The following is a 14736-nucleotide window of genomic DNA, read 5'->3' as shown; positions in this document are numbered from 1 at the left end:
GAGATTGTGAAGCTTGAGCTGCGAGGTATAACCAAGCGCTTCGGTGACCTGATCGCGAATGATCATATTGATCTCACTGTCGAAGAGGGCGAAATCCACTGCCTCCTCGGCGAGAATGGCGCGGGCAAGTCAACGTTGATGAATGTGCTCTACGGCCTGTATCAGGCTGAAGAGGGCGAAATTCTCATCGATGACGAGGTGCGTCACTTTGCGGGCCCAGGAGACGCGATGCGCTCCGGTATCGGCATGGTCCACCAACACTTCATGCTGATCCCCGTGTTCACGGTCGCAGAGAACGTGGCGCTCGGCCACGAAGAGGTCTATGGCCCCGGGCTCCTCAACCTCGAAGCCGCCCGCACCCTCGTGCGCGACATATCCGCTCGCTTCGGGTTCGACATCGACCCGGACGCTCTCGTTGAAGATCTACCGGTTGGCGTGCAGCAGCGTGTAGAGATCGTCAAGGCGCTCTCTCGTGAAGCTAAAATTCTGGTCTTCGATGAGCCGACCGCCGTGCTCACGCCTCAAGAGACAGACGAGTTCATGGCCATTATGCGCCAGCTCAAATCCGAAGGCACCTCCATTGTTTTCATCACGCACAAGTTGCGTGAAGTCCGCGAAGTAGCGGACCGCATCACCGTCATCCGCCTCGGAAAAGTTGTCGGCGAAGCAGACCCGAGTGCGAACAAGGAAGAACTGGCATCGCTTATGGTCGGCCGCGCTGTCGACCTCACCATCGACAAGGCTCCGGCGCAGCTCACCGACAACTCCCTCGTGATCGACAAACTATCGATCGCTGATGAACTTGGGCACCGTGCAGTCAAAGACCTCAGCGTCACGATTCAGGGTGGAGAGATCCTGTGCATCGCGGGCGTACAGGGCAACGGTCAAACTGAACTGGCCGAAGCGCTGCTCGGCATGCAAGAGCGAGCATCCGGGTCAATTGCGTTGAACGGCATCGAATTGCTCGGGCTCAACGCCCGCCAAATCCTTGATGCCGGCGTTGGATATGTGCCGGAAGACCGCACTCTCGATGGTCTCGTCGGTGCGTTCTCGGTTGCCGAAAACTTGATGCTCGACCGTAGTGACGGGGAACCGTTCGTCAAGTACGGCACGTTGCAAACGGACGTGCTCACCGAGTTCGCGACCGAGAAGCTTGAAGAATACGACATCCGCGCTCAGAGCATTGGCGAGCTCGTCTCGAAGCTCTCGGGTGGTAACCAGCAGAAGGTAGTGCTGGCTCGAGAACTCAGCCGCGAGCTGTCGTTGTTGGTCGTTTCGCAGCCCACGCGTGGACTCGACGTTGGTTCTATCGAGTTTGTTCACGAGCAGATCGTTCGAGTGCGTGATCGCGGTGTGCCCGTGATCGTCGTCTCGACTGAACTCGACGAAGTCGTTTCCCTCGCTGACCGCATCGCGGTCATGTACAAGGGACAAATTGTTGGAATCGTGCCTGCGGATACCCCGCGCGAAAAACTCGGCCTCATGATGGCCGGCGAACGCATTACGGAGGAGGCAGCATGAGCGAGCCAACACCACAGAAACCTGAAGACCAGAAGCCTGAAGACCTGAAAGCTGAAGAAGCGGCCGTGACAGAGACTGCCACGACCTCGGAAACAAATCAGGACACCGTCCGCTGGACGAATGCGTTCCGCGAAATCGCCTCGGGCAACGCACTGCTGTCGCTGCTCGCCGTCGTCTTGGCCATCCTGATTGGTGGCGTGCTCATTGCCTTCACCGATTCCGACGTGCAAGAGGCGGCCGGATACTTCTTCGCGCGCCCCGGCGATTTCTTCGCTGCTATTGGCTCTGCCGTCGGTGGTGCCTACCTGGCTCTCTTCCAAGGATCGATCTACGACTTCCGTCGTGACGACTTTCTCTCGGCCATCAAGCCGCTGACACAAACCTTGGTCTTCGCAACTCCATTGATCGCCGCCGGCCTCGGTGTCGCGATCGCGTTCCGTGTTGGTTTGTTCAACATTGGTGGCCGCGGTCAGATCATCGTCGGTGCCGCATTCGCTGGTTACGCGAGCTTCGCGTGGGATCTGCCCATCGTCATCCACGTCACCGTTGCAGTGATCATGGGAATCATCGGTGGTGCCCTTTGGGGTGCGATTGCTGGCCTCTTGAAAGCTCGCACCGGCGCTCATGAGGTGATCGTCACGATCATGCTCAACTACGTTGCCTACTACCTGATCAGCTTCTTGCTGCGTACCGACCTGCTCAAGAACCCTGGTTCCAACAACCCGAAGACACCGCCGGCAGCAGAAAACGCGATTCTGCAGCCCATTTTCGGCGACGGGTTCAAACTGCACTGGGGCTTCGTGCTCGTGGTTGCCGCGACCGTTGTGGCCTGGTGGCTCATCGACCGCTCTAGCCTCGGTTTCAAGTTCCGCGCTGTGGGCCTCAACCCTCACGCGGCTCGCGTTGCCGGGGTCAAGGTTGAGCGCATCTACATCTACGTCATGCTGATTGCAGGTGGCTACGCCGGTCTCGCTGCGAGCACCGAGGTGCTCGGAACGACCACGAGTGGATTTACCTCTGGGGTCGATGCGGGAATCGGCTTCGATGCCATTACCGTCGCGCTCCTCGGCCGTTCTACTCCCTGGGGAACCTTCGCTGCAGGAATCCTGTTCGGCGCTTTCAAAGCCGGTGGATTCACGATGCAGGCGTCTCAGGGCATCCCGATCGACATCGTGCTGGTTGTCCAGTCCCTCATCGTTCTGTTTATCGCAGCTCCGCCGCTCGTGAGGGCTGTGTTCCGACTGCCGCAACCCGGCGCTCGCGCAAAGAAGGTGGTCAGCTAATGACTCTCACCACAACCTCCGAAGTCAAGACTCACGGCGGATCGAAGATCGATCGTCGTAGTTGGAAGCTCCCGATCGCTTTTGCGATTGTTTCGCTCATCTCTGGCGTGCTCTTCATCGGGTTCGCTGAGGACGCCCCCACCGGGTTCAACCTCTCCACGGGCACTGACCTGATTCAGTTGCCCATCGTTCACCTGCCTGCTCTGGCCACCGGTGTTATCGTGACGATCCTGACCGCGCTCATCGCGGTCGGCTCGGCATTCATGATTTCGAAGGATCGCGCAGTTCCTAAGTGGATTCCGATCGTGGGTGCGATTCTCGCTCTCACCGGCTTCCTCACGTGGGCTGCTGCCGATGAGACGCTTCGCGTTCCTGAACTGCTGGCTGGCTCGCTTGTGCTTGCCGTTCCACTCGTGTTCGGTGCTCTCGGTGGCGTCATCTCCGAGCGCGTCGGTGTCGTCAACATCGCTATCGAAGCCCAATTGCTGGCCGGTGCGTTTGTCTCCGCCGTCGTCGGAACCCTCACTGGCTCCGCATTCGCGGGACTCTTTGCGGCAGCTGTCGCCGGAATGCTCGTCTCGTTCTTGCTCTCGGTCTTCGCGATCAAGTACCTCGTCAATCAGATCATCGTTGGTGTTGTCATCAACGTTCTGGTATCCGGGCTCACCGGATTCCTCTACTCGACGTGGCTTACGGACAACCCCGAGCAGCTGAACAATCCTGAAGGGTTCTCGACGCTATCGATTCCGATCTTGAGCGGCATCCCGATCATCGGACCGGTGCTGTTCAAGCAAACTCTGATCGTGTACCTGCTGTACATCATCGTTGCCGCTGTAGCCTTCGCGCTGTACCGCACTCGCTGGGGACTGCGCCTGCGCGCGGTCGGTGAGCACCCCAAGGCTGCTGACACTGTCGGTATCAATGTGACGCTCACCCGCTTCTGGAACGTCGCCCTTGCCGGTGCGATCGCCGGACTGGGTGGAGCATTCATCACGCTGAGCCAGACAGGTCAGTTCGGCAAGGATGTCACGGCGGGCGCCGGCTTCATCGCTCTCGCCGCGGTGATCTTCGGCCGCTGGGATCCCATCAAGGCCACGCTCGCTGCGCTGCTCTTCGGTTTTGCCAGCAACCTGCAGAACGCGCTCAGCGTTGTTGGTTCGCCGGTGCCGAGCGAGTTCATGCTCATGCTGCCGTACGTGGTGACAATCATCGCCGTTGCCGGTCTGGTCGGAAAGTCCCGGCCGCCAGCAGCATCCGGAACACCATACATAAAGGGGTAACGCTATGACGATCGAGCCGCAATCTATTGACTGGGATGCGCTGAGGCTCGTCGCCACAGAAGCCCTTACCCACGCCTACGTTCCTTATTCGAAGTTCCCGGTCGGCGTCGCCGCAATTGTCGACGACGGCCGGGTAATTTCGGGCGCGAACGTGGAGAACGCCTCCTATGGCCTCACGCTGTGCGCCGAATGTTCCATGGTGTCAGCGCTACACATGTCGGGTGGCGGCAAGCTCGTCGCCTTCACGTGTGTTGATGGCAAGGGCAACGCCCTCATGCCGTGCGGCCGCTGTCGTCAGTTGCTCTTTGAGCACTCCGCTGATGGCATGCTGCTGGAGACGGTTTCTGGCATCAAAACGATTGACGAAGTGATCCCCGACGCGTTCGGGCCACGCACCCTTGAGGAGTACCGCGGTGAATAACACAGCAGCAGAGCCAGCAATCGAGCGTTTCGACGCCGTAGATCTTATTCACACCAAGCGTGACAAGGGTGTGCTGAGCACCGACCAGATCAACTGGCTCGTGGATGCCTACACTCGCGGTTACGTCGGCGACGAGCAGATGGCTGCCATGACCATGGCCATCTTCATCAATGGCATGGAGCGCGAAGAGATCCGCGACCTCACGCTCGCGATGATCGCCAGCGGCGAGACGCTGAGCTTCAAAGGACTGGGCAAGCCCACGACCGACAAGCACTCCACCGGTGGAGTGGGCGACAAGATCACCTTGCCGCTCGCGCCGCTTGTCGCTTCCTTCGGCGTTGCTGTTCCGCAGCTTTCCGGTCGCGGTCTTGGCCACACCGGTGGAACCCTCGACAAGCTCGAGAGCATCCCGGGCTGGCGTGCAGACCTCACCAACGAAGAGTTCTACGCGCAGCTGCGCGGCGTCGGTGGCGTTATCTGTGCCGCAGGCTCGGGTCTCGCTCCGGCCGACAAGAAGTTGTATGCCCTGCGCGACATCACCGGAACCGTCGAGGCAATTCCGCTGATTGCATCCTCGATCATGAGTAAGAAAATCGCCGAAGGAACGTCGGCCCTCGTGCTCGATGTTAAGTTCGGCTCTGGCGCTTTCATGAAGGATGCCGATCGCAGTCGCGAGCTCGCCGAAACCATGGTTCGCCTGGGCAAGGATGCGGGAGTCAAGACTGTTGCGCTGCTCACCAACATGAACGTTCCCCTCGGTCTCACCATCGGAAACGCTAATGAAGTGCGCGAGTCGGTGGAGGTTCTTGCCGGTGGCGGCCCCTCCGACGTGCGTGCGCTGACGGTAGCGCTTGCCCGCGAAATGTTGGCTCAGGTTGGTCACGAAGATGCGGATGTGGAAGCTGCTCTCGACAATGGCCAAGCGATGGATGCTTGGCGCGGCATGATCTCCGCTCAAGGCGGAGACCCGGATGCTGCCTTGCCGCAGCCCAAGGAAAGCCATGTTGTTGTCGCCGAGCGCGATGGCGTACTCGTCGAACAAGAAGCTCTCCCGTTTGGTGTTGCTGCGTGGCGTCTGGGCGCCGGTCGTGCTCGCAAACAAGACCCAGTGCAGCACGCCGCTGGCATCGATCTGCATGCCAAGCCGGGCGACGCTGTGCGCAAGGGCGAGCCGTTGTTCACAATGCACGCCGACGAGCCTGCTCGTTTTGAGCGCGCACTTGAGTCGCTCGAGGGCGCCTACCGCATCGGTGACGCCGGGGACACCATCCACGATGGTGGCCCGCTTATTGCTGGGCGCATCGATTAGAGCACGCCCCTGCATTCTGGCTTCGTAAGCTGAACGGTGGGTCTCATCCGCTGACGTAATGTTGTCTCAATGACGACCGCGGATGAGACCGCCGCCAGCGCTGATCCGGCCCTGAGTGGCGCACACACTACCGAAACCGAAGCCGAACACTCGGCTAAGTGGCGTGCCTTCTGGGTGTGTGTTGTGGTCGCCGCAATCACGATCCTTGACCTCTCGAAGGTCAACGTGGCCCTTCCGTCGATCGAGGATGCTCTCGGCGCAACATCCACTCAACTGCAGCTCATCGTCTCGGGCTATGTGCTGACATTTGGCCTTGTTCTCGTGCCGGCGGGCCGCCTCGGCGATCAGCGTTCGCGCAAGAAGCTGTTTCTCGTGGGGCTGACGCTCTTCACTCTCGCCAGTGTCGCGTGTGCGCTCGCCCCGAATGCGACCCTGTTGTTGGTGTTCCGATTGTTGCAGGGTGTCGCGGCTGGCATCCAGATGCCTCAGGTCATTGGCCTTATTCAGCAGTTGTTCCGTGGGCCGGAGCGCGGCCGCGCTTTTGGCCTGTTTGGCGCGATGATCGGTGTTGCCACCGCCTTCGGCCCCACCCTTGGCGGGCTCATGATCGCGATTGGCGGCGCTGACGACGGCTGGCGTTACATCTTCTGGATGAATGTGCCTCTCGGCATTATCGCCCTCATTCTGGCGTGGCGCATTCTCCCCGCTACCTCCAAAGCCAGCTACGAGCGTCTCAGCCTCGACCCGGTCGGTATCGCGATCTTCGGTGTCACGGTGCTTGCGCTGATGTGGCCGTTCCTCTTTACGACGGGTGCTCCGACGGATGACCCGAACCGCTGGTGGTTGCTGGTGCTTTTTGTGCTTTCTGCCGCCGCTTTCGTCTCGTGGGAGCGTCGTTACGCAGCAGGGGGACGGGCGCCTCTCGTTCCGCTTCAGCTATTCCGCATCAGCTCGTTCCGCAACGGAACGTTGCTCGCGACCGTGTACTTTGCGGCGATGCCAGCGATGTTCCTCATGACGACGCTCTACCTGCAGTTGGGGCTTGGTCTCGAACCCGTCTTCGCGGGGATGGTAACGATTGGTTTTGCGCTCACGAGCGCGGTGTCGTCGTGGCGCGGGGGCATCCTCGTCGAACGTTATGGCCGGTCGCTCGTGGTGGTGGGGCTTGCGATCTTGCTCGTCGGGCTCGGGCTTCTCATGGCTGCCGCGATACTGACTCCGCCCGAGCTGACTCCCTACGTCATGGCGGCAGCCTTGATCGTCGGAGGCGCCGGCGGTGGGCTCGTCGTCTCGCCAAACCAGACCCTCACGCTGCACGACATTTCGCCCGTCGAGGGCGGCCTGGCGGGATCCGTGGGGCAACTTGGCCAACGCATTGGCACGGCAATCGGCACCGCCGTAGCGCTGTCGTTGTTTTATTCCACGCTCTATAACGAACGCAACAACGGCGACAGCACGGTCGAGCTGTACCACCATGCTTACGGCACGGGGATGCTCGCCACCACGCTGTTCTTCTCGATCGCGATGCTTATCGGTGTTGTCGATCTTGGCGCACGCAAGCGTCGCGCGCGTGCCCTGAAGGTTTAGAGCTTAGGGTCGCCGATGCGTTCGAGGGCGTCGACGATCATGCCCCAGAACTTGGGAACGTCGATATTGCGTGCGACCTGAGTCGTGCAGTCGTCGGGAGCCGGTGCGCGGAAGTCGGTGACGGTCATGCCGAGGGTGAGCGTTCCCGTGAGCTCGACGTTGAGGGGCACCTTTGCGGTTTCCATGATGGTCGGGTCGATCACAAAGGCGACGGCACACGGGTCGTGCACGGGAGGGTGCTCGAAGCCTTGAGCTTCGCGGTAGGTGGTGCCGAAGAATTCAAGAAGCTCGCCGACGAATGCTGCGGGAGCGGTGCCCACGGCGGCGATCGCAGCGGCGACGTCGTCGGTTGCAAGGGCGTCGTGAGTGACGTCAATGCCCACCATGGTGAGCGGCCAGGATTCGTTGACGACGATGTGCGCTGCTTCGGGGTCGATCACAATGTTGAACTCGGCGGTCGCGCTCCAATTGCCGACGTTGACGCCGCCACCCATCATGACGACCTGCTTCACGCGCTGCGCAATGCGCGGTTCTTTGCGCACGGCGAGGGCGAGGTTGGTGAGGGCTCCGGTGGGTACGAGAGTGACAGTGCCTGGCTCGTTCTGCATCACGGTGTCGATGATGAAATCGACGGCGTGACGAGCGTCCAACTCAATAAGGGGTTCGGGGAGCACGGGGCCGTCGAGACCGGATTCGCCGTGAATGGATTCGGCTACTTCGACTTCGCGCACAAGCGGGCGGTGGGCTCCGCGAGCGAAGGGCACATCGGTGATGCCGGCGACGCGGGCAACGGCTAGAGCGTTGCGAGTGACTTTCTCAATGGTCTGATTGCCCATCACAGTCGTGACTCCGAGGAGTTCGATGTGGGGGCTACCGTGAGCGAGCAGGATCGCAATCGCGTCGTCGTGCCCGGGATCGCAGTCGAGGATAATTTTTTCAGCCATAGCGAAAAGCATATATGAAAACCCCATTCATATATGTAGAGTGAAGATATGACAAATGATCTTATTGCGGGTGCGACCGCCCGGTTGCTCTGGGTGAGATCTCGCATGCCGTTGCTCGCCGAAGTGCGAGAGCGATTCGAGCAGACGAAACCCTTCGCTGGGCACCGCATCGGCATGGCGATGCACCTCGAGCCGAAGACCGCAGTGTTGCTTGAAACCCTGAAGGCCGGGGGAGCGGAGATCGTAGCGACCGGCAATCTCGGGTCGACGCAGGATGATGTTGTTGCCTATTTGCGCTCGCAGGGAATGACGATTTTTGGTGCCCGCGATGACTCTGAGTGCGAATACGAGGCGCATATCCGGAACGTGGTGGAGTCGAAACCAGACATCATCCTCGACAACGGCGCGGGCCTAGTTGCTCGTCTCGTTGAGCTCGGGGACACCGAGCGCATCGTCGGCGGTACCGAAGAAACCACCTCAGGAAGTTACCGGCTACGCGAGGAGCTCGCTCGGCACATCCGTTTTCCCATCATCGTTATCGACGACAACCCACTGACTGTGATCAACGAAAACAAGCATGCGGCAGGACAGTCAGTTGTTGAGAGCTTTATGCGTGTCACGAACGTCATGGTCTCTGGGCGCCGCTTCGTGGTGGTCGGCTACGGCTGGTGTGGTCGCGGCGTGGCGCATTATCTTCGTGCTCTGGGTGGCAAAGTCGCTGTCGTAGAGGTCGATGAGATCAAGGCCCTTGAGGCAGCACTCGATGGCTATCGAGTGGCAAATGTGTTCGACCTCGCCGGTTGGGGCGAGGTCTTCATCACGGCAACCGGCCATCCGCAGGTTCTCGCTACCGACTTCTTCGAGGTTGTCGCAGACGGAGCGATGCTCGTGAACTGCGGTCACTTCGACTGGGAAATCGACGTTCTGGCTCTGCGTGATGTGGCGACGAGTACGACAGTGATCGACGGTGCAATCGAGCGAGTTGACCTCCCGGGAAACCGTCACATCACCTTGCTCGCGGACGGCCGCATGATCAATCTCGCGGGGCGCGAGGCTCGGGGCAACTCGATCGAATCGATGGATCTCGGGTTTCTGCTTCAAGCGCTTTCCCTCGAACGCATCGCGACAGCGGCTGGCACGCTCGAACCGGGTGCTCAGCCCGTCCCCGATAGCATCAACCGTGAAGCGGCGCGTCGGATGCTCGCCACGATGAAAGCGGACCGCTAATGGCGACCGCCCCCGAGTACACCGCGCCAGCCCTCGACAAAGGGCTCGACATTCTCGAACTGCTCGCAGCGACCTCTGGCGCCCTCAGCCAGTCGGAGATCGCAGAAGCAACCGGGCGCAGCATCGGTCAGATCTTCCGCGTGCTGTCGACGCTCGAACGGCGCGGCTACGTGTTCCGCGACAAGCAATCGGGGCTCTACACGCTGGCTATGAAGCTGTTTGAGCTCGCCCACCGGCATCCGCCACTTCGGGGATTGGTCAGCGTGGCGCAACCCATCATGCAGGTTCTCGCGGAGCAGGTGCGGCAATCGTGCAACCTCGCCGTGCTCGATGGCAGTGAAGTGCGTGTCGTCGCCCAGGTGGAGTCTCCCGCCGACTTCGGTTTTCGAGTGCGCGTCGGGGCAACATTCGATTTGACGACGACGGCGACAGGTTCGGTGCTTTCGGCAACATCACCATTGACGGCTGACACGGTCGTGCGCGCCGATACCTTGCACCCAGGAATCACCGATGTAGTGGCGCCGATTCTCGGGGCGAGTGGCGCGGTGGTGGCCGCGCTGACGGTGCCATACGTGGCACCAACGTTCAGCGAAGTGGATGTGGACCGTGTTCAAGAATTAGCCTCCGCCGCCGCAAAAGAAATTGCGATTCTGCTCAGCGGGGAAGCTTTCACCGGATCGTAACGCCGTTCAGCGGAGGCACAGCGCGCTTTCAGCGTGATCCACGGTAGATTTAGAGGCATGAACGCCGCTGTTGAAAACTTTTTGATGCCCGGAGGTGGCGCGAGCATTACTGCGCTTCCCAAGGTTTCCCTCCACGATCACCTCGATGGAGGGTTGCGGCCTCAGACCATCGTTGAACTTGCCGACGAGGTCGGCTATGCGCTCCCCGAGAATGACTCGGAGGCGCTGAAATCGTGGTTTGCGACTCAGGCCGATTCTGGCTCGCTCGTGAACTACCTCGCGACTTTCGACGCCACCATCGCCGTCATGCAGACCACCGAGGGTCTCCAGCGGGTCGCACGGGAATTCGTCGAAGACCTCGCTGACGATGGCGTCATCTATGGCGAGATCCGTTGGGCACCCGAACAGCACCTGCAGAAGGGACTCGACCTCGATCAGGCCGTTGCTGCAGTGCAAGAGGGTCTCGAGCAGGGTGTGGATTCGGTGCGCTCGAGCGGCCGCAGCCTCCGCGTTGGTCAGTTGCTCACGGCTATGCGCCAGACCGATCGTGGCACTGACATTGCCGAATTGGCCATCCGTCACCGCGATCGTGGCGTCATCGGCTTCGACATCGCAGGCCCAGAAGCCGGCTTCCCGCCGAGCCGGATGCGCGGAGCTTTCGATCTGCTCGCGCACAATTACATTCCCGCCACTGTTCACGCGGGGGAGGCGGATGGCCTCGACAGCATCCGTAGCGCACTCTTCAACGGGCGCGCCCTGCGTCTCGGTCACGGCGTTCGCCTGGCCGAAGACATCACGATCGCCAACGAAGACGACGAGAATACCTATGTGACGCTCGGCGACTTGGCGCAGTGGGTGAAGGATCGCGAGATCGCGCTCGAACTGAGCCCGTCATCCAATCTTCAGACCGGTGCCATCGAGCAGTGGGGCGACGAAATCATCGACCACCCCTTCGACTTGCTCTACCAGCTCGGATTCCGTGTGACGGTCAACACCGACAACCGCCTCATGAGCGCCACGACCCTCAGTCGCGAACTCTCGCTGCTCACCGAAGCGTTCGGGTACGACCTCACGGACCTTGAGGTCTTCCAACTCAATGCTGCTGCCGCAGCGTTCCTGCCCCTTGAAGAACGCGAAGAGCTTTCCGAGGCCATCAGCGTCGGTTTTGAAAGAGCGTAGTTATGTCCCTTCCTCCGCTGCCCGAATCAGCGATAGAAATTGATGCCTTCGCGGCTGACTGGCGTGCCGCCGTGCGGTTGTCAGGTGAAGCCCTTGTGCGTTCCGGCGCGGCCAAGTCGGGTTATGCCGACGAGATGATCCGCATGATCGAGGATCACGGTCCCTACGTGGTGATCGCGCCCGGTCTTGCTTTGGCTCATGCACGCCCCGGTCCGCAAGTGATCGCTAACGGACTCTCAGTTGTCACGCTCAAAGAACCTGTGCGGTTCGGTCACGCCCACAACGATCCGGTTCGGGTGGTGCTTGGCCTCGCTATTTCTGAGGCAGGCGCACACTTGGCAGCGGTCGCGGCTGTCGCTAACATCTTCAATGACTCCTCGGCGATAAACGAGCTTGCGGCCGCAACGAGCGCCGCCGAGGTGCAACGCATCATGGGAGTGAATCCGTCGTGAAAATCGTGACCATCTGTGGTGCGGGAATCGGCAGTTCCGGTGTGCTCAAAGTCAACGCAGAACGAGCGTTGCGCGCGCTTGATCTCGAAGCCACAGTCGTTGCCGCTGAAGTGAGCACCGTTCGCACGGTTGCCGCGGATGCTCAGATTATTCTCACGACGCAAGAGTTCGTTGAGGCGATCGGCAAGACGAACGCCGATGTCATCGTGATTGTGAACCTCTTTGACACATCGGAGCTTGCCCAAAAACTAGAGGACGCCCTCGGCTGAGCCGAGGACGCCCTCTTCACGTTTCTCTGCGCACTGCTGTTCGGCAGTAGCGCTAGCGGTATTAGCTGAGAATCTCGCGCATGCCCGCTGCAAGCTGGCTCGCGACCGCTTCGGCCGCAGCCTGACGCTCAGCGCCCTCGCCTGACGTGCTCGAGGCATCCACATAGAACTTGAGTTTGGGTTCCGTGCCGCTGGGGCGCACGATCACCCGTGCTCCGCCCTCGAACTGCATGCGAACAATGTTGCTAGGCGCGAAGCCGTCGACACCATTCTCGAAGTCATCGAACGAGGCAACCGTGAGGCCGCCGACGGTGGCGGGAGCATTGGCACGCAAGCGCGTCATCGTCTCGCCGATCTCTGAAATCTTGGTGAAGCGCAGCGAGACCTGGCGGGAGGCAAACGCACCGAAGCGGGCCGCAAACTCGTCGAGACGCTCAAGCACCGTCTTGCCTTCGGCCTTGAGCTCGGCGGCCATCGAGAGGAAGTCGACCGACGCTGAAATACCGTCTTTGTCGCGCACCTTGTCGGGATCAACGAGGTAGCCAAGGGCCTCTTCGTAACCGAACACGAGGCCGTCGATGCGGGAGATCCATTTGAAGCCCGTGAGGGTGTCGGCATAGTCCAGGTTGTAACCCGCAGCGATTGTGCGCAGCGCTGGAGACGAGACGATGGATGCCGCGAGAACACCAGTGCCGTTGGCGCGTTCTGCCGCGCGCCAGCCCAGCAAAATTCCCACTTCGTTTCCGCTCAGCCGACGCCATTCGCGGTCGCGACCGGGCACAGCCACGGCGAGGCGGTCGGCGTCGGGATCGTGGGCAATGGCGAGGTCGGCGCTGACTTCGCGTGCTTTCGCGAAGCTGAGATCCATGGCGCCCGGCTCTTCGGGATTGGGGAAGGCGACGGTGGGGAACGCGGCGTCGGGGTGCGCTTGTTCTTCGACAAGCGCGGGGGCGGCGAATCCGGCCTTCTCATACACGGCCTTGCTGGTTTCCCAACCCACACCGTGCATGGCGGTATAGGTGTAGACGACGTCCTTGACGGGGCCGGCGAGGGCTGCCGTGCGGGCAATGTATTCGTCAACAACACCCTCGTCAGTGGTGACGAAATCGGTGGAGCGTGGCAGCTCGGCAATCGAGCCCTTGGCGACGATCGCAATGGCGTGTGCGATGTCGGCGTCGGCGGGCGGCACGATCTGTGAGCCGTGGTTGTCGCCGCCGAGGTACACCTTGTAGCCGTTGTCGTTGGCCGGGTTATGGCTGGCCGTAACCATCACGCCAGCGCTGACGTTGAGATGGCGCACCGCGAAGGCGAGCACGGGCGTGGGCAGCAGTCGGGGCAACAGGATGGCGCGCACACCGGCCCCGGCCATGATGGTTGCGGTGTCGCGAGCAAAAACTTCAGAATTGATGCGACCGTCGTAGCCGATCACGATGCTCGGGCTGAGCTCATGGGTGAGCAGATAGGCGGCAAGTCCCGCAGCCGCCTGAGTGACCAACACCCGGTTCATGCGGTTCGGGCCGGCACCGAGCTCGCCGCGCAACCCTGCCGTGCCAAACGCGAGCCGCGAATCGAAGCGGTCATGAAGGCCAGCGATGGCGGCCTCGTCCCCCTGGGCGGCATCCGTAATCAGAGCCTCGAGCTCGGTGTGGGTGACGGCGTCGGGGTCTTGCTCGAGCCACGCGTTCGCGGCGGCGATGAGGTCGGCGGTGCTGAGAATTTCGGTGCTCATAGTGCGGTCACAATCTGGGCGAGAAGACTGCTGATCTGTACTTCAGCATCCTTGCCCGCCTGAATCACTTCTTCGTGGCTGAGGGGAGTGGACTGGATGCCAGCAGCAAGGTTGGTGATGAGGGACATTCCCAAGATTTCCATGCCTGCCTGGCGCGCGGCAATCGCTTCGAGCGCCGTGGACATTCCCACGATGTCACCGCCGATTGTTTTAGCCATCTGCACTTCGGCCGGGGTCTCGTAGTGCGGGCCGCGGAACTGGGTGTACACACCCTCGTCGAGGCTCGGGTCAATCGATTTCGCGATCTCGCGTAGGCGCTTGCTGTAGAGATCGGTGAGGTCGATGAACGTCGCGCCCTCAAGGGGGGAGTCGGCAGTGAGGTTGAGGTGGTCGCTGATGAGAACCGGGGTGCCCGGCTTCCAGGTCTCTTTGATGCCACCGGCACCGTTGGTGAGGATCATGGTTGTTGCGCCAGTAGCGGCAGCCGTGCGCACGGAATGAACAACGCGGCGTACGCCGTGGTTCTCGTAGTAGTGGGTGCGAGCGCCGATCACGAGGGCGCGCTTACCGCTTGGCAACAGAATGGAGCGCAGCGTTCCGACGTGGCCTTCGAGGGCCGGCTTCGAGAAACCGGGGATGTCCGAGGCCGGAATCGTGGCGGTGGTTTCACCAATCAGGTCGGCAGCTTTGCCCCACCCGCTTCCGAGCGTGAGGGCAATGTCGTGCTTCTCGACTCCGGTCGCGGCTGCGATTGCTGCAGCGGCGTCTTTCGCGACCGCGAACGGGTCTGCGGTGGGGTCGTCGAGGGGGTTTGTGGTGGGCGACTGTGACATGGCATCCACTCTAAACGGT

General features: G+C 61.1%; 14 protein-coding genes. 11 read left to right on the top strand and 3 right to left on the bottom strand.

What is annotated here, in order from left to right; translation table 11 throughout:
* Positions 1 to 6: 6 nt before the first annotated feature.
* The 6 genes from I6E74_RS11790 to I6E74_RS11765 all read left to right on the top strand — a co-directional run bounded on the left by I6E74_RS11790 (position 7) and on the right by I6E74_RS11765 (position 7401).
* Positions 7 to 1521, top strand: a complete 1515-nt coding sequence (locus I6E74_RS11790; RefSeq protein ID WP_197125902.1) for an ABC transporter ATP-binding protein — start codon at positions 7 to 9, stop codon at positions 1519 to 1521.
* On the top strand, positions 1518 to 2804 hold the full coding sequence (locus I6E74_RS11785) for an ABC transporter permease (RefSeq protein WP_197125901.1): 1287 nt from the start codon (positions 1518 to 1520) through the stop codon (positions 2802 to 2804). Before I6E74_RS11790 ends, I6E74_RS11785 begins: the two co-directional genes overlap by 4 nt.
* Positions 2804 to 4084, top strand: a complete 1281-nt coding sequence (locus I6E74_RS11780; RefSeq protein ID WP_197125900.1) for an ABC transporter permease — start codon at positions 2804 to 2806, stop codon at positions 4082 to 4084. Before I6E74_RS11785 ends, I6E74_RS11780 begins: the two co-directional genes overlap by 1 nt.
* A gap of 4 nt (positions 4085 to 4088) precedes the next feature.
* Positions 4089 to 4505, top strand: a complete 417-nt coding sequence (locus I6E74_RS11775; RefSeq protein WP_197125899.1) for a cytidine deaminase — start codon at positions 4089 to 4091, stop codon at positions 4503 to 4505.
* Positions 4498 to 5814 carry a thymidine phosphorylase gene (locus I6E74_RS11770; protein WP_197125897.1) on the top strand — a complete coding sequence of 439 codons (1317 nt, stop codon included), beginning with the start codon at positions 4498 to 4500 and terminating at the stop codon, positions 5812 to 5814. Before I6E74_RS11775 ends, I6E74_RS11770 begins: the two co-directional genes overlap by 8 nt.
* A gap of 69 nt (positions 5815 to 5883) precedes the next feature.
* Complete coding sequence (locus I6E74_RS11765; RefSeq protein ID WP_197125896.1) at positions 5884 to 7401, top strand: MFS transporter; 1518 nt, start codon at positions 5884 to 5886, stop codon at positions 7399 to 7401.
* On the opposite strand, the gene I6E74_RS11760 is transcribed toward I6E74_RS11765, so the two are convergent.
* A complete protein-coding gene (locus I6E74_RS11760; RefSeq protein WP_197125895.1) occupies positions 7398 to 8345 on the bottom strand; it encodes a nucleoside hydrolase in 948 nt (315 codons plus the stop codon). The genes I6E74_RS11765 and I6E74_RS11760 overlap by 4 nt on opposite strands.
* A gap of 48 nt (positions 8346 to 8393) precedes the next feature.
* Between I6E74_RS11760 and I6E74_RS11755 the strand changes: the two genes are divergently transcribed.
* From I6E74_RS11755 to I6E74_RS11735, 5 genes are read left to right on the top strand one after another with little or no spacing between them, the layout of a single operon-like run.
* Complete coding sequence (locus I6E74_RS11755; RefSeq protein ID WP_197125894.1) at positions 8394 to 9572, top strand: adenosylhomocysteinase; 1179 nt, start codon at positions 8394 to 8396, stop codon at positions 9570 to 9572.
* Complete coding sequence (locus tag I6E74_RS11750) at positions 9572 to 10255, top strand: IclR family transcriptional regulator (protein WP_197125893.1); 684 nt, start codon at positions 9572 to 9574, stop codon at positions 10253 to 10255. The genes I6E74_RS11755 and I6E74_RS11750 overlap by 1 nt, the downstream gene beginning before the upstream one ends.
* A gap of 57 nt (positions 10256 to 10312) precedes the next feature.
* Positions 10313 to 11434, top strand: coding sequence for an adenosine deaminase (locus tag I6E74_RS11745; protein WP_197125892.1), 1122 nt, complete (start codon positions 10313 to 10315; stop codon positions 11432 to 11434).
* Between the two features lie 2 nt (positions 11435 to 11436).
* Positions 11437 to 11886: a PTS sugar transporter subunit IIA gene (locus I6E74_RS11740; protein ID WP_197125891.1), complete on the top strand. Its 450-nt coding sequence runs from the start codon at positions 11437 to 11439 to the stop codon at positions 11884 to 11886.
* Complete coding sequence (locus tag I6E74_RS11735) at positions 11883 to 12155, top strand: PTS sugar transporter subunit IIB (protein WP_197107762.1); 273 nt, start codon at positions 11883 to 11885, stop codon at positions 12153 to 12155. The genes I6E74_RS11740 and I6E74_RS11735 overlap by 4 nt, the downstream gene beginning before the upstream one ends.
* A gap of 61 nt (positions 12156 to 12216) precedes the next feature.
* Here I6E74_RS11735 and I6E74_RS11730 read toward each other — a convergent pair whose 3' ends face one another.
* Both I6E74_RS11730 and I6E74_RS11725 read right to left on the bottom strand, forming a co-directional pair.
* On the bottom strand, positions 12217 to 13884 hold the full coding sequence (locus tag I6E74_RS11730) for a phospho-sugar mutase (protein ID WP_197125889.1): 1668 nt from the start codon (positions 13882 to 13884) through the stop codon (positions 12217 to 12219).
* Complete coding sequence (locus tag I6E74_RS11725) at positions 13881 to 14717, bottom strand: purine-nucleoside phosphorylase (protein WP_197125887.1); 837 nt, start codon at positions 14715 to 14717, stop codon at positions 13881 to 13883. The genes I6E74_RS11730 and I6E74_RS11725 overlap by 4 nt, the downstream gene beginning before the upstream one ends.
* Positions 14718 to 14736: the final 19 nt, after the last annotated feature.

It is taken from the genome of Salinibacterium sp. SWN139 (genome assembly GCF_015864625.1).
Lineage (GTDB): Bacteria > Actinomycetota > Actinomycetes > Actinomycetales > Microbacteriaceae > Rhodoglobus.
The sequence above is the reverse complement of the archived record's forward strand: the minus strand, read 5'-3'. Positions and strand labels throughout refer to the sequence as shown.